Source organism: Bradyrhizobium sp. 186 (genome assembly GCF_023101685.1).
Classification (GTDB): domain Bacteria; phylum Pseudomonadota; class Alphaproteobacteria; order Rhizobiales; family Xanthobacteraceae; genus Bradyrhizobium.
In genome coordinates this window covers 8459902-8484286 of record NZ_CP082164.1, presented here as the reverse complement: position 1 = coordinate 8484286, position 24385 = coordinate 8459902, and the positions used below count along the sequence as shown (strand labels likewise).

12 protein-coding genes and 1 pseudogene are annotated in these 24385 nt (G+C 57.1%); 5 read left to right on the top strand and 8 right to left on the bottom strand.

Going from position 1 to position 24385, the window contains the following annotated elements:
- The first annotated feature begins 339 nt into the window (after positions 1 to 339).
- Complete coding sequence (gene panB, locus IVB18_RS40605; RefSeq protein ID WP_247985803.1) at positions 340 to 1212, top strand: 3-methyl-2-oxobutanoate hydroxymethyltransferase; 873 nt, start codon at positions 340 to 342, stop codon at positions 1210 to 1212.
- A 383-nt stretch (positions 1213 to 1595) separates the two neighbouring features.
- Here the strand turns inward: panB and nolL are convergent, their stop codons facing one another.
- The 6 genes and pseudogenes from nolL to IVB18_RS40575 all read right to left on the bottom strand — a co-directional run bounded on the left by nolL (position 1596) and on the right by IVB18_RS40575 (position 8645).
- A complete protein-coding gene (gene nolL, locus IVB18_RS40600) occupies positions 1596 to 2717 on the bottom strand; it encodes a nodulation factor fucose acetyltransferase NolL (protein WP_247985802.1) in 1122 nt (373 codons plus the stop codon).
- A 608-nt stretch (positions 2718 to 3325) separates the two neighbouring features.
- Positions 3326 to 4478, bottom strand: a pseudogene (locus IVB18_RS40595) (transposase).
- Between the two features lie 598 nt (positions 4479 to 5076).
- Positions 5077 to 6339 (bottom strand): diaminobutyrate--2-oxoglutarate transaminase, encoded by a 1263-nt coding sequence (gene ectB / locus IVB18_RS40590; RefSeq protein ID WP_247985801.1) that lies wholly within the window; start codon positions 6337 to 6339, stop codon positions 5077 to 5079.
- A 1016-nt stretch (positions 6340 to 7355) separates the two neighbouring features.
- Complete coding sequence (locus IVB18_RS40585) at positions 7356 to 7538, bottom strand: hypothetical protein (RefSeq protein ID WP_247985800.1); 183 nt, start codon at positions 7536 to 7538, stop codon at positions 7356 to 7358.
- The gene (locus IVB18_RS40580) at positions 7535 to 7924 is read right to left on the bottom strand and encodes a response regulator (protein WP_247985799.1); all 390 of its coding nucleotides are present in this window, start codon (positions 7922 to 7924) and stop codon (positions 7535 to 7537) included. Before IVB18_RS40580 ends, IVB18_RS40585 begins: the two co-directional genes overlap by 4 nt.
- Before the next feature lie 91 nt (positions 7925 to 8015).
- Positions 8016 to 8645, bottom strand: coding sequence for a response regulator transcription factor (locus tag IVB18_RS40575; protein WP_247991853.1), 630 nt, complete (start codon positions 8643 to 8645; stop codon positions 8016 to 8018).
- A 1721-nt stretch (positions 8646 to 10366) separates the two neighbouring features.
- Here IVB18_RS40575 and IVB18_RS40570 point away from each other — a divergent pair.
- The gene (locus tag IVB18_RS40570) at positions 10367 to 10807 is read left to right on the top strand and encodes a hypothetical protein (protein WP_247985798.1); all 441 of its coding nucleotides are present in this window, start codon (positions 10367 to 10369) and stop codon (positions 10805 to 10807) included.
- Positions 10808 to 11570: 763 nt separating this feature from the next.
- Entirely contained in the window at positions 11571 to 17141 is a 5571-nt protein-coding gene (locus IVB18_RS40565) for a trifunctional serine/threonine-protein kinase/ATP-binding protein/sensor histidine kinase (RefSeq protein ID WP_247985797.1), read from the top strand.
- A gap of 768 nt (positions 17142 to 17909) precedes the next feature.
- On the opposite strand, the gene IVB18_RS40560 is transcribed toward IVB18_RS40565, so the two are convergent.
- Positions 17910 to 18536: an FMN-binding negative transcriptional regulator gene (locus tag IVB18_RS40560; RefSeq protein ID WP_247985796.1), complete on the bottom strand. Its 627-nt coding sequence runs from the start codon at positions 18534 to 18536 to the stop codon at positions 17910 to 17912.
- Between the two features lie 1201 nt (positions 18537 to 19737).
- Here IVB18_RS40560 and IVB18_RS40555 point away from each other — a divergent pair.
- Both IVB18_RS40555 and IVB18_RS40550 read left to right on the top strand, forming a co-directional pair.
- Positions 19738 to 20772 (top strand): right-handed parallel beta-helix repeat-containing protein, encoded by a 1035-nt coding sequence (locus IVB18_RS40555; RefSeq protein WP_247985795.1) that lies wholly within the window; start codon positions 19738 to 19740, stop codon positions 20770 to 20772.
- A gap of 407 nt (positions 20773 to 21179) precedes the next feature.
- Positions 21180 to 22109 carry a TauD/TfdA family dioxygenase gene (locus tag IVB18_RS40550; protein ID WP_247985794.1) on the top strand — a complete coding sequence of 310 codons (930 nt, stop codon included), beginning with the start codon at positions 21180 to 21182 and terminating at the stop codon, positions 22107 to 22109.
- A gap of 789 nt (positions 22110 to 22898) precedes the next feature.
- On the opposite strand, the gene IVB18_RS40545 is transcribed toward IVB18_RS40550, so the two are convergent.
- On the bottom strand, positions 22899 to 24203 hold the full coding sequence (locus tag IVB18_RS40545) for a carbohydrate porin (protein WP_247985793.1): 1305 nt from the start codon (positions 24201 to 24203) through the stop codon (positions 22899 to 22901).
- Positions 24204 to 24385 lie beyond the last annotated feature (182 nt).

The following is a 24385-nucleotide window of genomic DNA, read 5'->3' as shown; positions in this document are numbered from 1 at the left end:
TGTCAGCAGCGAGAGGTAATAGACATTCCGCCTTAAGGAGCCGACAGCGGCTTTGACACGTAGATCGGAGCCTCAGAAGCACATCCACTGTCGCCGCTCGCGTGCGTCGTCTCCAGGCCGCCGTTTTGACGCGCAGAATGTTTGGATGGCCAGTCCCAGAACCACCGCGCAGAGGACATCTTGAAAGATCTTGTTTGCTGACCGCGCAATCATTGGAAACTTCGTGCTTTCCAAGTTCTCGGTGACGCGCCTTTTCGGCCTCCCGATTGACAGATGCCTTTTGCTCTTCCAAGGGGAAGGCCATTTCCAGAGACATACGGGGGCCGGATCAGATCGAACATGAGCCACATTTCGCAGCTGTCAGTTGAACGCGTCACGATTCCAGTTCTGCAACGATGCAAGGAGGAAAGGCGCACCATTGTCATGACCACGGCTTATGATGCGGTAACGGCACGTATCGCCGATCCTGTCGTCGACGTCATTCTTGTCGGCGATAGCGTCGGCAACGTATGCCTTGGGTTTGATGACACTTTACCCGTCAGCATGGCGATGATGAATCACCACCTGGAGGCGGTCGCGCGAACAAGGCCTCGCGCCCTGCTTGTAGCTGACATGCCGTTTCTCAGCTTTCATGTCAGTCCCGAGGACACGATACGCAACGCTGGAGGCTTCCTGCAGCGTGGCGCAGACGCCGTCAAACTTGAGGGAGGGGGTAAGCGTGTCGAGATGATTCGAGCCTTGGTGAATTGCGAAATTCCCGTGATGGGTCATCTTGGTCTCACGCCACAAAGCGTCAACGCGATGGGTGGCTTCAAGCTACAAGGTCGAACCGCGGACGATGCCCTACGTCTGCTTGACGATGCGCACCAGCTACAGCAGGCCGGATGCTTTGCTCTTGTCCTCGAGGGCATCCCGGCCGAGCTCGCTGCGCGGGCGACTGAATCTCTGAGCATACCAACGATTGGCATCGGAGCGGGTCCAAGTTGCTCAGGTCAAGTTCTAGTGTTCCACGACGTGTTGGGGCTCGCAGGAAGTCATCATCCCAAATTCGTGCGTGTCTATGTAGAGGGCCGTCAGCTGCTGCAGGAGGGCCTCTCGCGCTGGGCAGCTGATGTCCGTAGCGCAGCATTCCCTGCGCCGCAGGAGTCATATCGCCTTCCGGACGGCTTGCGCGACTTGATCGTAAACTGGACGCCTTCCAAGTCAAGGTAGTGCATGGGCAACTGCGGGCCGAGACGGAGATTCGAAAGACTGGGACGTCTCGGATTCAGTACGGCACTCGAAGAAACATTTCGCCGAGTGTGATTGGATTACGTTCGATCGCCAGATCTGGGTCGAAACCCGGCGGCTAGACGACTGGTACAGCGAAGCTCATCTCACGACAGTCGATTGGATGGACGCAATGGGCTGAGTTCGCCGGTGCCATACAAACCCTGAGCAATACACGCTTCGATGGGGTTGCTCTTATGCCGATCACCGGCTCGACCGGCGGCACGCCGTCGCCGCCGGATCTGGGTTCGAACGCTATTCCGGCCACGTCACAAGTCGATGCTATCGCAATACCCTGCCGTACTCAAACAATCAAATGCATACAGCTAGTTCATTGCAGGTTTGGCTTGCGGGAGACCTGAGCGTGGCGGCATTCCAAGGACGAGCTGAGACAGATATGGAACGCCGCGAACAATCGAGCGCACCGTTAGCGCGATCGCAATAATCGAGGCACCGAGCATACCCGCGATGATCAACCGGGTCGTGAGATCCCAAAGTTCTCCGAACTGTACGAAATCCATGAGACGGAACACGGTACCCTGGACCAGGTAGAGCAGCAGCGTGGTCTGGCCCAACTCCACAGCGATAAAGCGGGCCATCCGATTTGAGTGGCCAACGCTCCAGCATTGCAGCAGGATTTCGATAGCGATTGCTGAGGCAGCTGCAGAGCCAACAAACATCAGAAGCACGTCTTTAGCCGACCGAAAATCGTGAATTACTCCAAGATTATTGTAGACATAGGTGTCCTTGCCCCAAGCTAGAAAGCATACGCAAGTCACTATCGAGAGAAATAAAATCAGGAGCGGCTTGTGATGTCGCGATGTACTCGTCCATCGTTCTCTCGATTGAGCAAGCAAGAAGCCGAAGCAGAAGAATGGGTAAGTGAATCTGATCAGGGGTGATATGGAGAATGTCAGAGGCGCGAGTGCGACCAGTATGGCTAAGCCAGATATGACCCACGATCGCTGGTTGAGCCTGGTAGAAATCTTGATGAGAAGGTAGGAAACAAACGTGGCCCAGATGAACCAGTATGTGCCAGCGAAATCGTCTACAAATTCCAAAAGTCCGCTCGTTAGGCTGGTCGCGCGCCACAATGCCGCCAGCTTAACTGTCTCCATGAACGTCCACCAAAACAGCATCGGCAGCAAGAGCTGCTTCGCACGGTCGCTGGCGGCTCGAGTGAACGACTTTTGCAGCAGCGATCGAGAAGAAAGATATCCGCTTATCGCCATAAAGAGTGGCATGTGAAACATATAGATCGATTTGTAGTACGGCGAATACCAAAACCCGTCGTCTCGGTAGATGACATACTGGATCAGGTGCCCAACGATCACCAAAACAATGAGCGCACCTTTCGCGAAGTCTAAGCTTAGATCTCGATCGTTTGCCTCTGTCGTGCGCGAGCTCGGGGCAATCGTTCCAGTCACGCGTAGCAATGTATCAAACATCTAGATATCTGTTGTTGATGAGCCGGCGGCCCGTTGTCGGCTTCTTCTGCCTCATTTTTGATCCAAACGAAAGGTGATGGCGGGACTTTTTGGAAGGGGAATAAGCTCAGCTTGTTAGGCCTTGAAGAACGAGCTGTGGGCCGAGCGTCTCTGAATGCCTCGCGGAACTTCGCGGCAGAGCAGATATCTAATTTGAGGTATTGGTGTAGCAGTACGGGCGCGGCATACTATTTGCAGACGCGGTTCTGGGAGGAAGACTGTCGCGCTCAGTCTCCCACTCAGCCCGACGCATCTCAGACCCGGCAGATGCGTCGGGCTTCTTCCGTTGGCCCAGCATAGTTGACATTTGGTCCGTCACCTTCGCTTGCCGCCGAGGCGCTCACGCCAATAGGGGCTTCTGATAGCTGAACTCGGGCACGCCAACATTGGGGTTGCGGCAGTGTGCTACGCGCGCACACGGATAGCGGTGCTCTGCAGTTCTGGGCAAAAGCCGAGGATCGACCCTTTCTGATTGAGATGCTCGCTCGGTTTGGTGTAACTGACGCCGTGAACCGCGCCGGGGATGTTCCGATCGCGGTTGAACCGGGCCGACGCTGCCGGAATGAATGCTACGCGGCCCTCGTGACGTGGGCAACGGGCTTGATCGTCCTGCGATCGTGGTGAGCTTGAAGGGCCGCACGCAGAACCGATAATTGCTTATGCGCCTTCAATCGTCGGACGCGCTTGTTGACCTCGAGCCAGCCGTGACCCATCGCAAGGCCATTCCGGCATCCCGCCAGCGTTTGACGTTGCGCGTGACACGGCGAATGGTGCCCATCATGTTCTCGGTGATGTTGGTACAGGCGAGCGATGGACGAAGCTCCTTCGGCAACTTCAACCGGACGACAGTCAGGATTTCGTCGAGGCCTGCGAGGATGCTCACCGCTACGCCGAGCCATTGCCGGTCGACTCGACGCGCGAGATTGCGGATCAATTTTTCAGCCTTTTCGGCGTCATCGAGCTCCCAGGTTGGCGCAGCACCCGATGGGTGGCCGCATGATGCTCTTTCGGCAGGCGTTCCATGATGTTGCGCGCCTTGTAGATCTGGCAGCGCTGGATCGCGGCGGCCGAACCGAAGGTGCGGCGGATCACCTTCGACAACGCTCAACAGTCTTGGCACCGTCGGATCGAGCCCGCGCGAGACCAGATTGTCCAGCAGGGCCTGAACCGTTGCGGCATTCTCGGTCGCCCCTTCCACCAGCGGCAGCGGATGCTTGTTGACTTCGCCGTCGACCCCGATCGCGGCGACCAGCACGAGATCGTCGCCGAGATGCAGCCCGTCGATTTGGACCACCAGAAGGTCGAGCGCCGACAGATCGGCCGCCATGAAGTCGGCCAGCCGCCCCGCCGATAGCGCGACGAACCTCCGCGAGGCCGCCGATTTCGAAACCCCCATCCGGCCGATGCCTGCACGTCACCCTCGGGCAGCCGGATAGCGCGGGCGAACCGGCGCGTCGATACGTTGATCAGCATCAAGTCCATCGCCCAGCGAGCGAGCCAGTGCTCCTGCGCCGCCATTTTCCCAGCTCGGAATCGTGACCTCGCGGCCGTCCACGCCCCGAACCCGTTCGCAGGCCGCCGTCACATCCGCCTCCGTCATCGTGCCGAGCGCCTCGATCCCTGCCGCAAGGCAGAACCGATCGAAGCTCGCCCGCACTTTCGCAAACGCTTCGTCCACAGCCCGGTCGCCGGCCAACCAGCCGGTGTGATATCTCTCGTCATGGCGTTGCTCTCCTTTGTGGAATCAGCACGCCGAGCCTACCGGCTCAAGGGCAACGCCGACCTCTTCAGAAATTCAACAGAACCCGGGACATCCCCACCGCGCGTTCCTTGACGGCTTTCGTCGCAAAACCGGCCGCCGGAGTGATTGCTGCTGCACCTATGCTGTAAACGGCTCGGGCTGGATCGCTGCTGCACAATCTACGGTCCTAACAAAGTCCGCACCCGTGCGGCTGGGGCACGTGGCCACCAAGAAGCCATACTACACCATTCGACTCCATTCCGCGGCAAGGAGCTCACCTTCGGCAGACCTCAGACTGGAAACTTAGATAAGCCAGCTCGACCAGAGTCGCTCGCGAATGCGAGGTTCTATGGTCAAAGGTGCTGTTCGCACTCACGTATTGTGGACCGAGGAGGGCAGCAGGCGTTCTCCGCGCATAAGCCGACTCGGCGGATCTCAGATAGCGTTGGCCTTCAGACGTCCCCTTCATGATCATGGCTTCAAAACTCCTGACCATTTCGGCGGCAAGCAAGGACTCACGCCAGTGACTTGTGCGGCGATGCTGTCGCTAGCAACAGTTTCTCTCGTGTGCCTACAAGTTTAGCTTGCTCGGGCTGAATTCAACGTTTCGGTCAATGACTCCTCAAATATGTCTAGGCCTTGTCCCAACGTTTCTTGGTCGATCGTAAGTGCAGGCAAGAACTTCACAACCTGATCGATCGGTCCGCATCGCTCGATAATCAGTCCCTTCTCAAACGCTCTATGTGACGTCGCCTCTGCGATTTCGGTCGTTTTGCAATCGAATCCGCATACCATGCCCCGTCCACGAACAGCAAACTTGTTTCCGTGCTGGTGCCCGATGGCATCGAGTCGACGCCGCATAAATGCGCCCAAGCGTCGGACCTGTTGCGAGAACGTCTGGTTGCGCCAATACAGATTCAAAGCCGCTTTGCCAGAAACGAGTGCAAGGTTGTTTCCTCGAAACGTCCCCGTGTGCTCGCCTGGTTCCCATGCGTCAATCGCTTCTTTGATCAAGAGCATCGATAGTGGCAAACCGTACCCACTCAGCGATTTTGACATTACAACAATGTCTGGCGACAACGCAGCGAACTCGAAACTGAAGAACTCGCCTGTACGGCCACAGCCCATTTGGATATCGTCAACTATGAAAATAGCTCCGACCTCTTTTGCCAAAGCCTGAATTGACTGCAACCATTCCTTACCGGCGACGTTAATGCCTCCCTCTCCTTGCACGGTTTCGACGAGAATGGCGGCTGGAACATCAGTGCCACTGCTCTCGTCCATTAATACCTTTCGCACGTAATCCGCCGGACTGTGAGCGGAGCCAAGATACCCATCATAGGGCATGAACGTTGTGCCGGATAAGGGAATGCTGCTGGCTTTGCGGTAAAACCGGTTACCGCTCGCGGCTATGGCTCCCAAGCTTTGGCCGTGATATCCATTCGTGAAGGAAATGACGTTGTGACGTCCTGTGATCTTACGCGAGAGCTTTAGAGCTGCTTCAACAGCGTTAGCTCCCGTAGGCCCCGTAAATTGAAAGCGGTAGGAAAGATTCCGTTCACGAAGGATGACAGAGCTAAAGGTCTCCATGAATTCGACCTTTGCTGGAGTGGCCATGTCCAAGCCGTGGACGACCCCGTCCGACTCCAGATACTCGCTGATTGCCGCTTTGATCTCCTGATTGTTGTGGCCATAGTTTAGCGCTCCAGCGCCGGACAGAAAGTCAATGACCTTTCGGCCACCCTCTGCGAACATAATCGAGCCGCGCGCCCTGCTGAAGACAGCAGGAAAGGAACGTGAGTACGAGCGCACGTTGGACTCTAGCATTTCGACTGTCTTCATTTTGCGCGCCCCGTGTGCTCCAACCATGTGGTCGTCTCCTCGACAAGAAAATCTGCCCGACGAACAAGCGCGCGGCCAACATCGTACAGGATTGGCAGACCATGAGCGCACGGTTCCGGCGCACTCTCGGCGTCCTTTGGGCTATGCGTAGCGCGTCTGAAAATCACCTCCAACGGCTTACCTGAGAACCAGGCGCAACAAAGCTACTATGTCTAGTAGTTTCGTCCCCATCCAGCGACGGCCCCCGGCTAAGTCGTCTTTCGCGGGCAGGTTTGCTTAGCCGCGCGCGATCGAACAATTTGCGCATACTGCGCGGTTAGCTTGGAAACGGGGAAGTATGTGGGCCGAAAAAGTTCATCGCGACCAGAGGGGCCGATGCGCTCCCCGCGACGGCGGAGTCCGTCAGCCGGAAGCGTGTGTTGCTTCCCCACGCTCACTCGCGGCGAGTAGAAGTGACACGGCCGCCGCGGATCTGGCCCGGCACGCGGGCTTATCGCGCGTCCAGAGCCGCCGCTTTGGGCCATGCGTTTGGGCCGTGACCGGCGCCGGAAAGTGGTCGGCGTGGATGCGTTCGGCAGCAAAGGCGTGGCTTGAGATCGCTTCGACCAGTGGCATTTGTGTTGCCCTTGCAACGGATGCGTAGGTTTCGGGTGCTTCGGCCCGCCGAAGGTTGGCGAGTTTGGCATACACCACTCGATCCTTCGAAAGCCCAACATCCAAAATGCAGTCGTTGCGGTTTCTGTGAATTCCGAAGCGATCGTCCGTACAGACTGCGGGATTTTGGCCGCGATCGTCGCGTCCTTCTCCCACAAACTCCGGTGCCCGACCTATCTGGAGCGGTCGCACAAGTTTCAGGTGAATTCTTTGTTCTAACGAGATCCTGCCGGCAAGCCGCTGCCGTGGCACTTTCGCGCTAAGCTCAGCAAGGATCTTAGCAGTGAAGGTAGGGCGCTCCTTCGTTAAAGCGATGAGGGCCTCGCCTCGTCTGATTGCGCGATCATACCAAAGGCGCCTTGTCAGGAGCCCGACGTTGCAAGTGCTTCAACCAGATGCCGAAAGTGCAACAACAACGACAGGAATGCGGCAAGAAAGGCGATGGTCGCCACTGGCACGCGGTAAGCACGGGCAATCGCGCATTGATCGACATCGTAAGCGCCGCGCGGGTGCGGCTTGGTCCAGACTGCTTCCCCATCTTTCACGCGTTCGTTCCACCCCGATGCTCGCGAAGCGCTACATCGAGGCAGGCGCTCAACTCCAGGTCGGCAAAGGGTTTGGCAAAAAAACCGGTTACGCCCGCGCTCAACGCGCGGGCTCGCGTGCGATCATCTGCGAAGGCAGTCATCAAGATGAATGGTGCAGCGTGGCCCTGGGCTCGCATCTGTTCCAAAAGTTCAAAGCCGCTCATCATGGGCATCTGCACGTCTGCAATGACACAGGACGTGTCGTTCAATTGAGACGACCGCAAGAATTCCTCAGCCGATGCAAACGTATGAACGATGTGGCCCTGCGATTTCAAAAGGTTGTTCAGTGCGGCACGAATCGAAGGATCGTCGTCAACAACGGAAACAGTTGAATACCTAGACAAGACGACCTGTTCTTAGTTGGGCGAAGGCGCTGGCCGAAGCATGACGGCCAGCAGAAGGGTGCGCGTGTACGACGAAATTGTAAAATCATACTTAGGTTTGTACCCTGAAACGGTCGGTCCCAATTCCCAGCCTCTCAGCCATCCTGATCAAATCGGCTAGCGATCGAGCTCCCATCTTCTTCATCACGTGGCCGCGATAGATTTTGACTGTAATCTCGGCGAGCCCGAGTTCCGCGGCTACCTGTTTGTTCAATAGGCCGGCGGCGACCAGTTTCAACACATCCTGCTCTCGTGGACTTAGGGCCTCAAACAAGGACTGCAGCCTGCTGACCACCTTGTCTACACCTCGTCTCTTCCGATCCTGTTCGATAGCTGCGACTACGCCATCGAGTAGTTCCTGATCGCGAAACGGCTTGCTGAGAAAATCGATTGCTCCACTCTTCATGGCTTTGACGGTCATCGGAATATCGCCATGAGCGGTGATAAAAATGATGGGAATGTGAATCTTCAGTTTGGCTAACTCATTCTGGAGCTCAAGGCCGCTCAATCCCGGCAGCCTGATGTCAAGCACAAGGCAGCTAGGAACATCAGGGAGCTCGCTCTGGAGCATTTCCCGGGCCGATCCGTAAGCAACGACATCTAGACCGATCGAACGAAATAGGTTGACCAGCGATTCGCGCATTGAGAGGTCATCGTCGACGACGCAGACGCTCGGCCTCACCTCAGGCCCGACGACGTTTGGGGCTTCCTTACGGGGTTCAGAGCGCTTGGTCACGATAAGAGCCTCACTTGTACGATTTACAGTAGACTTATTGCCTCACTACGACCTTTGATTGATCGCATAGGCTTTCGAGGACTTTTCGCGCAGTGCAAATCTTTGAAATTTTCCAGGTATGTGACTGGTCAGCCATTCGCGCCAGCGTGACGCATTACAGGAAAGTCTAGCAAAAACCGCCCGACTGGTCGAGAACTGCCTTTCGCGTCTGTCCGCCGTCGCGTTGGATCGGCCCCGCGGCATCGATCAAATCGATCAGTAGCCGATCGAGAAGCACCGAATCCAGAACTTGAGGCGCTCGCTTTAGCGGCGGCGCGTGTCGCCTGGCCTTCGCGAGTGAGGCTGCAGCGGACGGCTCATTATGCGGCTGAAGGATCAGAATGCCCGTCGCTTTGGTAGTTGAATGCGGGGGCGCGAGCTGAGCGAATTGGCGCGATTGTGCCTGTGCATGCGCCGATCCCGCCGGCGTTGAGATCGGCAAGCGGCGTAGACTATCGCACCCGTACTAAGGAAAATAGACATTAAAACGAGTAGCAGCGGCATCAGCCCACGAACTCTTCTTTTTGCGTCGTCAGAGCGCCTGTGAGTTGCTCTTTGCGAGGTTGGGGAAAGCACCTTGCACCGACTTCGTACAACCTGACGCAAGGTGCGATTCAAGTCCTTTCCGTCATGTTTGTAGGAAAGATGCTCGAATTCGAGCTGCTGCAGGGGCGCTCACGTGCGTTCGTGTCGTTGCTTCCTTCACGAGGCTCGCACCCCAACATGAGGCGGCGTAATCTGAATGGAGAGGCGTGACACACTCCATTTCGGTGTCCAGCTGCGAACCAGTTCGCCAAAAGGCAGTTGTATTTGCTCTCCTGCATCAGCCAAACAACCGCTGATCCAGCGAAAGAATCACTCTCCTACCAGAATTGGCGGACGTCATAGGTCCGTGCCGGGCACCTTGAAGGTTCGCACTTTGACCTACATAGGAACGACAAAATGCGCCCCGAGCGGTCAACCTGAAGCTGTGGTCAGACCTGCCGTAGCTCATCGATTTGCTCAGGGCCTACGGCCCTGGCAGGGTCATTACGGGCGGCCCGACGCACTCCGTCGAGAAGAAAGTGCGTCGGGTTCGCCCACATCGCCAGTACATCCGTGGTGATGCTGCCTCCAATGAAGCAACCAGCGTGGCAAAACTGAGGCTCGCTCAGCAAGGCAGAGTAGGTCGTGACTCCCTGCTACTTCGTGCCGGCCAGGAAGGGCTTGAATCGTTCGTAGCGTCAGGTTGTACGATGCCGGCGTGGATCTATCGAATTGGCAAAGAAGGCGTTCCGCTGTACTTCATTTTAATTGCAATTCTCTTCACCGGTTTTGGGGTAGCCTACGCCTTGCTTGAACAGCGGTTCAAGCAGCGAGAACTCTCTCGGATCTATCGGCTTCGCACGGCCGGCAATCGCCCTCCTGCGAACCGCAGCGAGCGGCATTCCGATCAGCGAGGGCCTATACGGCGCTCGGTGAGCATCAGGGGTGCCTTTTGTCGCGGGTCAGTTGCTCCATCAATGGGAGCAGGAATGAAGAGAATAGTTATGGGCGCGGTTTCGCTCACAATGGCTTGCAGATCTGCTCTTGATGCTGTGGTTCAGAGTCGATGACTGCATGGCGCCTTCCAAACAATGGAGCCAGGAGTGAACGTCGATCTCGAAGACAGCAACGCTCGTGTCGGCGGGATTTCTAGCCTGAGCGCCCTTGCGGCGTTTATGTTCAGCGACTCGAGCGAGCATCTTGCTTCTCCTCGGGTCTTAGAAGCACCCTTCCGGGCCGATTGTGGAGCAAACTTCTTTGGCGGCCGTGCTGTTAAGCGTGGGCGAATTCTCGGGACCGGCTTCTGTGAGAAAGGGTCGTTCGACATGCCAGATATCAGCGAGGCGATCGCCGAGCTCACTGATCGTCTGATCGCATTCAGAGCGGTTCGCACGATAGTCAACCAGGGAAGCGACATTTCCGCCGGTCAGCGTAAAGAGGCATCGTGCCCTGCCGTCCGGTATTCCTCGGCCGGCATCGACCTCAGATCTAGGGACCGCCCGGAGATCGACAGCTTGGTGCAGGCCTCGAGGGGAACAGGCTGAGCTGATACTGCGCCAGTGCGGTTTCAGCTCGAAAAAGCAATATCGGCCGGCGCTTATGTCCACGGGGGTAGCCATCGAAGCGGCGGAAAGGTCCAGCTGTTCGATTTGCTGCAATGGACCGAGCGCTCCGAGCCTTAGTACATCCGATTTCGAGGGGCTCATGCTTACCAAGAAGCTGCTTCAGCTCTTTGGCTCAAGTCGCTCGATCAGGCGTTGTGGTTTATTGATCATTCAATGTCCAAACGCGCCTCCGCATCATTGGATTCGTCTCGTTCGAGCTAAGTCTCTGCTGCGATCGTAAATCAGGCTCGTGACTAGCGTCTGAGAGGCGTTGTCGAAGGGCCGGCCTTCCTCAAGTGCAAAATTTTGTACGGCGAGGTCCTTCAATATCGTGTCGGATACACGGATACACAGGCTCTGTGCTTCCTTAGCTCGGTACGGCGATCTCAGTGTCGCCGCGCTGCTCGCTTCACGGGGACAGCATAATCAACATTTCACAGATAATACCGGCCAGGCGGCCGGCGCGCAGGATTGGGCTGGATCGACACGATCGGGCTGTCCCTTCCAACCAAGCCGCGCGACGCGCGCCACAAATAGCGCCGTAGCTAGCGCGGCTTGGTTGGAAGGCAAGTCGCACCTTGGCGTGCCGCGGTCCACTCTTTGGCGGCCTTGATCGGTACTCGCGCCGTTTTGCGAATTCCCTTCACAAGCTCGCCCCATATGTGTCAGGTTTTGGCTCAGTCCTTATTGACCGGGCGGGCAAATGCCGCGGGACCCCCTCAGCCGAACTTTGTTCGGCTCGAATCTCGACAGTGACATCAAGCCCCTGTGGGAGGATGGTGATCGCGCGTTCTGCCGTGCGTGGCGCCGGCAAATCCACGGCAGCAGGGCTGTCGTGCTTGTCGTGCGGCCCATCGCGGAACACCCAGCGACGCTCGACCGCCTCGCCCATGAGTATGAGCTGAGGGAGGAGCTAGACGAGGCATGGGCGGTGCGGCCGTTGGAACTCATCCGGGAAGCTGGTCGGACTATGCTGATCCTGGAGGATCCATGCGGCGAGCCACTGCTAAATTTACTCGGGCTCCGTATGGAGCCCAAGCGCTTCCTGCGCCTCGCTGTTGGCATCGCGAGGGCCGCGGGCAAGCTTCACCGGCACGGCTTGGTCCACAAGGACCTGAAACCCGCTCACATTCTGGTCAATTGTCCTGACGAACAGGCGCGACTCACTGGGTTTGGTCTGGCTTCCCGTCTTTCCCGCGAGCGCGTGCCGCCTGAGCCTGCCGAGTTCATCGCCGGCTCGCTGCCCTACATGGCGCCCGAACAGACCGGACGAATGAATCGCTCGGTCGATTGTCGCAGTGATCTCTATTCACTTGGCGTGACATTCTATCAGATGCTGACCGGCGCGCTGCCGTTCACGGGCTCAGATCCCTTGGAGTGGATCCATTGTCATATTGCAAGAAAAGCAATACCGCCCGTCGAGAAATCGCAAAACCTCCCGGAGCCGATATCTCAGATTGTGATGAAACTCCTCGCGAAAACCGCCGAGGAACGCTACCAGACTGCCGCTGGCCTTGAGCACGATCTGCAACACTGTCTCGCAGCATGGGCCAACCACGGTCGCATCGACCCATTTGAGCTCGGCACAGACGACACACCTGATCGGTTGCTCATCCCCGAGAAGCTCTATGGCAGAGCCCTTCAGATCGAGGCTTTGCTTGCCTCTTTCGATCGCGCGGTGAAGAGCGGCGCGCCGAGGTTGGTGCTCGTCGCCGGTTACTCCGGTGTCGGTAAGTCTTCGCTCGTCCAGGAGCTACACAAAGCACTGGTGCCCTCGCGCGGGCAGTTGGTGTCAGGCAAATTCGACCAACTGAAACGCGACGTTCCCTATGTGACGCTAGTGCAGACGTTTCAGAGTCTTGTCCGTCCTCTTCTCAGCAAAAGTGAGGGCGAACTCGCCACCTGGCGGCAAGCGCTCCGGGAGGCGCTCGGCGCGAATGGACGACTGATGGTCGAATTGATCCCCGATCTGAGCCTGATCATTGGCGAGCAGCCCGCGGTTGCTGAGCTTCCAGCCCGGCAAGCGCAAATTCGTTTCCAGCTGGTGCTTCGCCGCTTTATTGGCGTGTTCGCCCGGCGAACCCATCCTTTGGTGCTCTTCCTCGACGATTTGCAGTGGCATGATGCCGCAACGCTCGACTTGATCGAGGATCTCCTGACCCAGTCGGATCTGCACCTGCTGCTCATTGGAGCTTACCGCAGCAACGAACTTGATGCAGGCCATCCACTCAAACGCAAGCTCGACTCCATCAGGAGAGCCGACGTAAATTTCGAGGAGATCACGCTCTCGCCGCTCACTGCAGACGATGTCGCGCAGTTAGTCGCGGATACCCTTCGCTGCGGACCAAAACGCGCTGCCCCGCTTGCAAAGTTGGTGCATCAGAAGACGATGGGTAATCCGTTCTTCGCCATTCAATTCCTTTCTGAACTGGCCGAAGAGCAGCTGTTGACGTTCGATCACGAGTCGGCGCGCTGGCGATGGGATCTCGAGCGTATTCACGCAAAAGCGTACACCGAGAACGTCGTAGATCTGATGCTCGGCAAGCTCATCCGCCTGCCCGAGGAAACGCAGGACGCGCTGCAACAGCTGGCCTGTTTCGGCAACATCGCCGGGACGGCGGAGCTTGCGATCGTGCTCGAAATTTCGCAGGAGCAGGTGCATGCGACCCTGTGGCCGGCGATCCGGCAGGAACTGATCGCGCGCCACGGAACAGCCTACCGCTTCCTCCACGATCGCCTTCAAGAGGCGGCCTACTTGCTGGTGCCGGAATCCTCGCGCGCTCCTGCCCATCTGCGGATCGGTCGGATGCTGGCGGCACACGTCCCTGCGCACAAACGCGAAGTGGCTATCTTCGACATCGTCAGCCAACTCAATCGAGGTGTCGCGCTAATTGCCTCCGGTCAGGAGCGTGAGCAGCTCGCAGAGCTGAATTTGGTCGCAGGGCAGCGTGCCAGGGCGTCGGCGGCCTACGCCTCGGCACTCACATATTTCACCGTCGGTGCTGCGCTGCTCGCGGAGCACTCTTGGCGAAGGCGCCACGAACTCGCGTTTGCACTGGAGACAAGCCGGGCTGAATGCGAATTCTTGGTAGGCCAGCTGGACATTGCAGAGAGCCTCCTGTCCGTACTGTCGAAGCGCGCTTTGAACGCGCCCCAGCGAGCAACGGTCGCATGTTTGCGGGTCGATCTTTACTTGACGCTCGGTCAGCACGGGCGGGCAGTGCTCACAGGGCTCGAATATCTTCACGACGTCGGGATCGAGTGGTCGCAGCATCCGACGGACCAGGAAACATTGGCCGAATATCAGCGGATGTGGTCACAGCTGCCCGACGCAATCGAGGATCTTGCTAGTTTGCCTGCAATGACAGATCAGACCACGCTTGCCACGCTTGCCGTCTTGACGCGCATTCTTCCGCCCGCAGGTTTCACGGACGCCAATTTATCCGCTTTGGTCATCTGCAGAGCTGTCACCATCAGCCTCGAATACGGCAACACTGATGCTTCTTGCGCCCATTACGCATGGCTAGGCCGAATCTTGGCCGGGCGCTTCGGTGACTACCAAGCAGCTGACAAATTTGGTCGTCTTGCTTGCGACCTGGTTGATCGCGGTGAGTTCTCCCGCTTTCGGGCTCCCGTCTATTTGGCCTTCGGGTGCAACGTGATCCCGTGGACGAAGCCCCTAAGAGGTGGCCGAGTTTTGATTCGGCGAGCGCTCGCAGCTGCGGTCAGCAGCGGCGATGTCATCTATGAGGCGTACAGCTTGCTTCATCTAACCTCAAATATGATGATGGCCGGAGATCCCCTGAAAGAGGTACAGAACGAGATAGAGAAAAGCTTTGCTACGATACGGAATAGAAAGGTTCAGTTTGCTGCTGATACCGTAGCCGCTCAGCTCGCAATCATTAGAAGCATGCGCGGCCTCACGCGCTCATTCGGTTGCTTGGATGACCAACAATTTGACGAGCTAGAGGTCGAGCGATCGTTGGCACGGAGTCCGGAGCTGTCACCTAGCGAAACCGTCTACTGGATCCGCAAACTTCAGGCACGATTTCTAGCCGGCGATTATGCTGCGGCTGTTGATGCTCGCTCCAAGGCGGAGCCCAAATTATGGACCATGCCGACAGAGCCCTTGATCGCGGAGTTTCACTTCTATGGTGCGCTGTCTCACTCATGTTATTGCGACAAGCCAGGCGAAAGCGAACAACAGCAACATCGGGATATCATTGATGCCCATTACAGACAGCTGCAGATATGGGCGACGAATTGCCCCGAAAATTTCGAGAATCGGGCTGCCTTGGTCGGCGCTGAAATTGCAAGGCTCGAATACCGCGATGCAGACGCAATGCGACTGTATGAACACTCAATCCAGACCGCAGCACGTAACGGTTTCGCCCACCACGAGGGAATCGCTTGCGAGCTTGCAGCGCGCTTTTATGCTGCGCGCGGTTTTGACAGAATCTCCCGGGTTTACCTGCAGGACGCGCGGCGCGGCTACCTTCGTTGGGGAGCTGATGGCAAAGTGCGTCAGCTCGACGAGCTGAATCCCCATCTCAGCCATGAGGAGACCACTCCAGCCGTGAATGGCATGAGGATCGGAGCTCCGGTTGAGCATCTTGATCTCGCGACGGTGACAAAAGTGTCGCAGGCGATTTCCGGCGAGATTGTTCTTCAAAAACTAATCGACACGCTTATGCGGACTGCCATTGAGCAGGCCGGCGCCGAACGAGGTTTGTTGATTCTGCTGCATGGAGGCGAGCCACGGATCGAGGCGGAAGCCGCAACGGTAGCGGATGCGCTGCTTGTAAAGGTGAATGAACAGCCCGTAACTCCGATGGCGCTTCCCGAGTCCGTGCTGCATTTCGTCCTACGTGTCCGCGAAAACGTCATTCTCGAAGATGCTGCCGCCGAGCCTTCATTTGCGGAAGATCCGTATATCCGCGAGCGCAAAGCGCGTTCTATTCTTTGCCTGCCACTGATCACGCAGGGCAAGCTGATCGGCGTACTTTATCTGGAGAATAATCTCGCCGCGCGCATATTCTCGCCTGCCCGCAACTCCGTGCTGAAAATGCTTGCCTCGCAAGCTGCAACAGCGCTGGAAAACAGCCGGTTGTACAGCGAAGTGCAGCAACGGGAGTCGAAAATCCGGCGCTTACTCGACGCTAACATCATCGGAATATTTATCATTCGCGAAGGAGGCGAGATCATCGAGGCAAATCAAACCTTCCTCACGATGGTTGGATACGACCGAGAGGATCTCGTCGCGGGGCGAGTGAACGGTCTCGACCTGACACCGCCAGAATGGCACGAGCGCACACTGAATGCTGGAACAGAAGCAAGAAGGACCGGAGCTGTCCAGCAGTTCGAGAAAGAGTATGTCCGCAAGGATGGCAGCCGCGTGCCGGTGCTAATTGGCCTCGCCGTATTCGATGCGCGAGACGACCAAGGTGTTGGCTTCGTCCTCGACCTGACAGAGCGAAAGAGAGCGGAAGCGGAAGCCCGTGAAAGCGAACGACGGTATCGCGAGACTCTGATGGGGCTGGCACACGCCAATCGGATCACGACAATGGGACAGCTGGCCGCCTCAATCGCCCATGAGGTCAACCAGCCGATTGCCGCGATCAGCAGTAATGCGGGGGCGGGGCTAAATTGGCTCGGTGCTCAACCGCCAAATCTGGAAGAAGTTCGGCAGACCTTCGGTTTGATTGTGCGTGACAGTATGCGTGCAGGGAACGTGATCCGTCGGATCCGCGCTCTTATGAATAAGGCTCCTATGCAAACGGAGCTTCTCGCAATTGACGAATTGATCTTAGAGGTGCTGGCCCTAGTTCGCGCGGAACTTGCGAAAAATGATGTATGGGTGCAAACGCGACGGACTGAGGCGTTGCCGCTTGTCCGGGCAGATCGCGTCCAGGTCCGGCAGGTGATTCTCAATTTGATCACGAACGCCATCGAGGCGATGAGGGAGATCAACGAAGGTGACCGCGAGTTACTGATCAGTGCGCGGACAGATGACTCGAATAACGTAGTGGTCACTTTTCGGGATACGGGTCCAGGCCTCGATCCGAACAGCGCTGACCGCGTGTTCGAGGCGTTTTACACCACCAAGTCCGAAGGCATGGGCATGGGGCTGGCCATTTGCCATTCTATTATTGAGGCGCACGGAGGCCGGATGTGGGCGGGCGCCAATGATCCTCGCGGGGCCGTCTTTCAGTTCAGCATGCCGGTTGCGCCGGAGGGCGTGGATCGGTCGGAACAGGTCTCTTCAACGTCTTAGGCTCGAGTTCGATATCGAGCAGGGCGCTCCGGGAGCCCCGATCATCGTGACAGAAGCGAGCGGCGGGACCTTGAGGATTTGAGACATTCGCGTTTCTTACTGCCCATCGGGGAGTGTTGGAGCGAGCGCAGATTGTCGCGAATTGTCAGAAGATCTGCAATCTGACCCTAACGTCGGATTCAAGACGCTTTGAGGGCTTCCTGCAAGTCTCTTGAGACTTGCAGGGCGTCAAGCGGAATCAGACGAAAGCTGCACACGCAGTGTTCGAGAGAATGACGGCAATCGCCCTCCAAAGCATCTTTGTTTGAGTCGGGAGGGCGACATGATTTACTTTAATGCATGCAACCGTCGCCTGTGGCTGTGCAGAAGTTTCAGTGTGGCTGATCAGTTAGCGCCAATCGCAAGATTCCGTGCTAAACTGGTTTAGGAACCGGTTGCTTCGATAACCGTGGAGCCGGCGCAGCCCCCTTGAATCCGATCTCAATGCAGAGCATCCTGTCATGCGCCCCGAAGCGGGCCCCGGATTGCAACCGGTGTACCGCTCTTCTTCTCCGGAATTGGCCTTGGGGCCTCGCGCCACTGCTGCCGCTCGCAATAGGTGACGCGCAAGCGATGGCGTCGTGTATGGTTTTCTGTGCTCTGTGAAAAGCACCTGACGCGAGCAGGAACCGACCGCCGCCGGCGCATCGCTGTGCAGAAGGAGAGCAGTCGAGGATATGGAGAAATGCAGGTGGTACCGCGTCGTTCACAATACGTCGTTCGGGTTCGTCATCCTTTCGCAATGAGGTGAGCCACACGACGGTCTTCGTCACGGTCGCTCTTCGATAATCCCTCGATGACGCCGGCGCGATCCGCCGCGTTGCGGTTCTGGCTCATCTTCCGCGTGCCATCGAACCGTGTAATTTGCAATCGCAGACCGACAATCCCCTTAAGCTCCGTTTTGATGAAATCGGCAGGGGCGTCAGACACCGCCCAGCGGTCTTTGCCCGAGCGCTCATGCACATCGGTCAGTCGCGTGACCACCTTTCGCAGCCGATCGGCATCATCGAAGAATTCGACGGGCCCGTAGGCATGCACAGCGACATAGTTCCACGTCGGTACGGCCTCGCCTCTCTCGTGCTTGGTCACGTACCAGGAGGGGCTGACATAGGCCTCCGCTCCAGCGAAAATGGCCATCGCCTCGCCAGTCGGTGTCAGCTTCCACTGCGGATTCGCACGCGCCACGTGGGCGTAAATCGTGCCCATGGAGCCTTCGCTCTCGTCGAGTACTACGGGCAGCATCGTTCCAACAAGCCCTTCCTGAGTAGCGGTGATCAGTGTCGCCGAGCGTGCCTCGCGCATCGTCCGATGAACGTCGGTGATATCGATAACTTGGAAGGAGGGCGGCGTGTACATCGGCAAAGCTCCCCGGCAGCCCAACGGAAAGCCGGGCGACTCATGATTCGGACTGGGGTACGCCTCATGCTGGATCACAAAAACAATCAGTCTTGGTGGGTAGTTTCATTCCTCCGCGCGCGCTAGGCCCCTGGGGGCGGTAAACCTATGATGCGTCGAAGGTGCAGATCGGAGGGTGCGTTTGCACGCTGGCCAGCCGTTGCCTTCCACGCGCCGCCTGCAGACGAATTCGGCTCTTCGTGGCGATGACTGCAGCACATGAGTAGCTTCACCTTAGGGCTATGAGTGGGACGACCAGAATTGCGGCTGAGCCGTTGCCGCATCAGCTCGCCGCGCCGCGAGTCGCAGGTTGGCGGTGACTGGCTGTGCTAGATCCGCCCCTGGCACTGGACGGACAAATCAAAAACAAGGAAATCGTAGCCATTCCGGCGGCGTGACATTGCCGGTCATGAAGCGTAGCGTAGGAGGCGTCCGTCCGTGTGATGTGTCTGGCACGCGACATACGGGGCCAATCTGGCCCATCTATATCGCAGAAGAAGAGGCCTAACATCCGACGTGCAATCCAGGAAGACGTGGATCCCAGCCGCGCCGCCTATCTGTTTCCCGCGGGATGCGAATTATCATGCACCACGCGTTCTGGTGCTGGTCGAAAATGCCGAAGAGCTCAAGCGCCTCCCGCCGGTCCAGCAAAACGTCAGGAGCGACGGCCCATCCTCCCAGGCCAGGCGTGTTGCACCCTACAGTATTCCTCTGACGGGGCTCTCGAAGCATCGACCGCTGCTTTCATCGGCCGTGATTGGCTCAATGGCTACCCAGATCCATCACAGCTGGTGCGGAGCCTGCGGCTGCACACTTCGGCTGTTGCGTAGCATGGTTCCGATATTCCGATCCTGCCTTATTGAGGACGATCTGATGGCGTTAACGCCGCATATTCCAGTTCAGCATTTGAGCTCGAGAATTCAAGGCCTCGTGCGGATTTTCCGGGTAAGAGACAGCACATGCCTATGAAGGACACGATGAAGCACATCAAGCGGTCGTTGCGCGTGCTCGGTGGACTTGCTGTCGTCGTCGGCGTCTCTTCCGTGCTCGGATCGAACAATGTGCGATCGGAAGCCCTCAAGGGCTTTGGCTCTGCAGCGACGGGCGGCCTTGGAGGCGAGGTAGTTCAGGTCAGATCAACCAAAGCTCTGAAGTATGAGTTGTGTCGTTCGTACAGCTTGAGATCCAGGTAGCTGGAACCATAGACTTTACCGGTACGGAAGGGCAAGGCGAGGGGCAGGGTTGCCAATACGGCCGTGCTTGTTCGGCACCTTACAAGAGTGAGTCCCTTCTCCTTATGGATGGCAACGATGCGCATTGCGATGGCAAGGAGAAGACATTGGTCGGCTTCGACAGGGCCGGCAAGCGCCCGCTGGAGATTGGCTCAAACAAGACGGTGATCGGCGTTGGCCCGAGCGCTACAATCAAAGGGAAGGGGCTGCGCCTAAATGGGGTCAGCAACGTCGTTATTCGCAACCTGACCATCAGTGATATCAATCAAGGCGTGATATTTGCCGGCGATGCTATTGCAATTGCACGAGCCGACCTGGTTTGGATCGATCACAACCGATTTCATAATATCGGGCGGCAGATGATTGCCGGCGGCTTTGGCCCTACGACGAATATTACGATTTCCTGGAACGACTTCGATGGCAGCGATACCTATTCCTCCTATTGTAACGGGGAGCACTATTGGAATCTCCTGTTTCTTGGTGTCCCGCAAACGATCACCATCGCAAATAACTATTTCCATGAGATCTCAGGGCGGGCGCCGCACATTGACGGTGCGCAGGCTATTATTCATCTCCTTAACAATTACTTCCACAACACGAATGCGCAACAGAGCGGCGGATTCTTCCATGCAGTGGATGCTGGACCATCTGTGCAAGCACTGATCGAGGGCAACTACTTTGACAACATTGAAACACCTATAAAGACTGGTAGTGGACATATCTTTGGCTTGTTGGGCAAACCCAGCCGGACCGTGCAGAACATCTGCCTCACCGTGCTCGGACGTCGGTGCATCGAGAACATCGCGATCCCAGTGCCGCGGATCAATGGTTTTTGCCTGGATGAAGCCGTAGTTCAATCGTTTGGAGCTCTTCCAAGGTCATCTATTCCTCTTCCATTTCCAGCCGATGATGTTTCGGCAGTGATCACGGCCAGGGCAGGTCCCGGACACCTTGAGAGCCGGTGATGGCCCGTTCGCAGAGGCGGCTCGAGACTGGCCGATTGCCGCAAACTGTTAAGCGGAGGGCGCATACTGGACGAGAACAGCACGCACAGCTGGCTGCCCGACGTTGCACGAGGACCGTATGGCCTTTCTCTTCGGGTGCCGAGCGGTACATTTCCTGTCGATTATGCGCCCTATGCCTTTCGCCGCCGACCCGGGTGGCGTTGGAAAGAGGGTGGGAGGTGGCATCGAGTTCCTGGCAAACTGTTCGACTCAAATCCGATCCGGTACCTGACGGACGTTCACAGCTCCGTTTTCCGACTGGCATGGTGCTTGCTCGAGAGTACCCGTAGCGCGAGGCTCGCCTTCGAAACCGAGTGACACGCGCCCTTGTCCGCTTGAAGAATCCGCAAAGCTTGGAAAAATTCGCAATGAAACAAACGGCTTCGACCGAGAGTGTCATTCCACTGACCGACGTCGTCAAGCGCGCAGCGCGCATCGGTGTTGAAATCAGAAATATCAAGCTCTCGGGTGATTTACCGAGCCAAACCATCGCTGGGATCAACAGCTTGCTGCTCGAACACAAGGTGATCTTCTTCCGCGATCAGGGGCATCTTGATGACGCGGAGCAGGAGCGCTTTGCTGCTTGTTTGGGAAGGCTGGTGCCGCATCCGACACTCGGTACGATCAATGGAACGACCTCGATCATCGAGCTTGATTCCGCACGCGGAGGTAGCCGGGCTGATGTATGGCACACCGATGGAACCTTTCTCGCGGCGTATCCTAAACTTGCGGTGCTGCGAGCCATTGTGGTCCCATCGTCCGGTGGCGATACGATTTGGTCGAACGCTGTGGCCGCCTATCTGGATCTGCCGCGGCCGCTCCAACGGCTTGCCGACGAACTCTGGACTGTTCATAGCAACGGCTTCGACTACGCCGGGACCTGCCGTGTTCGCGAAATCGACCAGAAGCATTTTGATGAGGTCTTTACCAAAACGATCTATGAGACGGAGCACCCGGTGGTCCGTGTACATCCCGAGACCAGCGAGCGCGCGCTGGTGCTCGGCGATCTGGTGCAAAGGTTTATTGATATCCCAAAACGCGACGGTCAGAAGCTGTTTGATCTATTCCAGTCTCATATCACGGCACCCGAAAACACCGTACGCTGGGGCTGGAAAGAAGGCGATGTCGCGATCTGGGATAACCGCGCAACGCAGCATTATGCGGTCAACGATTACGGTGACCAGCACCGCGTCGTTCATCGTGCCACAATCGATGGTGACGCGCCCGTCAGCGTCGACGGTCGATGCAGTGTAACGCGCCTCAAGACGACGAAGCACCCGTCCACGAAGGTTGCCTAGCAAGGCTCGGCAAATTCACCGCTAATGCACTGCTCTTATCGCATGTTCGCGCGAATAGATGTTTGCGAAGAGAAGTTAACCGAGCAGACCGCCACGCGCAATTGGATTGGAGGGGCTAACGCGCCGCAGACTCCGGAGGCGACCTCCTTGCTGAAGTAAGATGCTAAAGCTCGTCTCGACCCGGCGAAAATGAGTCATCATTCGAGTGGCGCAAGTCATCCGGCCGCGTCCGGTCGATTTGCCGCGGAAGGGGGGCACGTGTCCGCCGACCTTGCGCATCGCCTTTCGGCCAGCGCCACGACCGTCGGACAGATATAGCGATTGCCGTAGTTGGCTAGCTTTGGCATCTGTGTCGCGGTTCCGCTTACCGCACCTCTTCGGGGTGAACTAAGCTCCGAGGGCACGATTTCGGCTTGTCATGGCAGAGTACGAGCTCGGACGCGAGTCTGACGAGCAGCACGAGCGACCATCCAAAAGCAATGTCGCTGCCGCAAGCTCAGCACTCGATTGAACAAATGAGCGTCGGAGATCATTCCGCGGCCGGAGGGTATAGCTCTTGAGCAAGTACGACGTCGGCCTATCGCTCGTAGACCGAAGCAGCAAAGGCTCTAACCTACCATTCCCAACAGCATGCTACGTTGGATATCACGGCTCAATTTACGCGGTACCCGGCTTCGCGTCAGGAGCACAGCGGATACCAAAATCGCCGTGATGCGTGGCCCAAGCCGTTGAAAAGGGCGATTGTGATATCGACTACATGACCGTGAATTCACGCGCAGTCCTGAGAGCCTAGAAGAATACCGACGTAGATACCAATATATTCAGGGCGTGTCCTGTTTGCGGCGTGTAGGTAATGCTTGTCGGGTGATTGATGTACGTCAGTCCTACGGTTGTATATATCCCGGGCGCCACATGCGCCGTATACAGTCCCGAAATTGCTGTGCTGTCCCGGTGCGCCAGCTGCTCTTTCGCCAGTGCCGCGTCCACCGCGAAATGGCTCCAGATGGTGTTGTTGACAACAAGACTCATCTGATCAGTGGGCCGGCTGTCAAACAGGCCCTTCGCATACAGGCGAAGCTCGTAGTACTGACTAGCCCTATTTAGGTCAGGCGGAGCGTACATCGCAGAGAACCCGCCATAGATTCCGCGAGATGCCGAGCCGTGGACGGCAGATTGCCAGAATTGCCTATCCGCAGCTACATAGTAGACGCTGTTCGCCTTGGCTGTCGGTTGCGTCGGATGCTGTAGGTCCGTGTAGCTGCTGTTGTTAAAGCCCGCGCCAGCCCGCAGCCAAGTCTCGGGTACCCCGGGAGTAGGCTTGTTCCTATAGCAAACTTCATCAAGTAAAAGAATGCCCGCGTCGCGCGTGCTCCAGTTCAAGCCAGTGGGATTTTCGCTTACATGCGTATATTGACCGGCTGGACTGAGCGAGCGCTGGATTGAGAGCTTGTTATATAAGCGATCGTCAAAATTGTACTTCAGATTAAGAGCCGGCGTTGGCGCCCAATTGTTGCTCACGCCTGCTTGGAACAGCATCTTCGACGAGGGTCCAAAAACTTTTTCTCCGGCACCCGCAAACTCATGTTGGTTCCTGAGGTAACCCACTTTGAGTTCGATCTTCCTTTCGAAGAACGTTTGATAGTAGGACACTGCATTGATTCCCAGTCGGTCTGGCCCGGCGCTCTTCCATGTCCAATATTGATGCTCGGCTCCCACGACGATCTGACCGTCGGGAATTCCAAACCGAGCGAGGTCATAGGTCACGATCATAGAGTTGACCGTACTAAATGTCGGATTCTGGCCGACATATTGTTGATTGGCGATGGTGCTTCTGGCGGCATTACCGAGTTGATTGTTGACAAACGTGTTTAGGGTCCAGCCAGCGAATCCAATCCCGAGATCCGAAAGCTCGGATCTGACAGAAGCTGTATCCTGATCTATCGTGTCCGCAGGACCAGGCCCAGTGAACGCCGCACCTTTTTCGCGGAGCTTCTCGAATTTTGCGAATGGGTCAATCTGCTTTTGACTTCTGCTCTTGGCGGTGTCCTCCGCACTGTCGCGCGTTGTGGTAGACCTAGCTGCTTTTGGCAGCAAGTTCCCAGAAAGGCGCGCTGCTCCTTTGGGCCGGCCGCTTCGGAAGGTTACAGCCGGATTCGAGATTGTTTGGCTTCTTGCCTCGGCGAGCTCATCGGGACTGTGACTTCTAGGGCCAGAGATATCACCAGGTTCTGCCGCCGCCGAACTGCCGGCGAGACTAGCTATCACGGAAAGGAGAA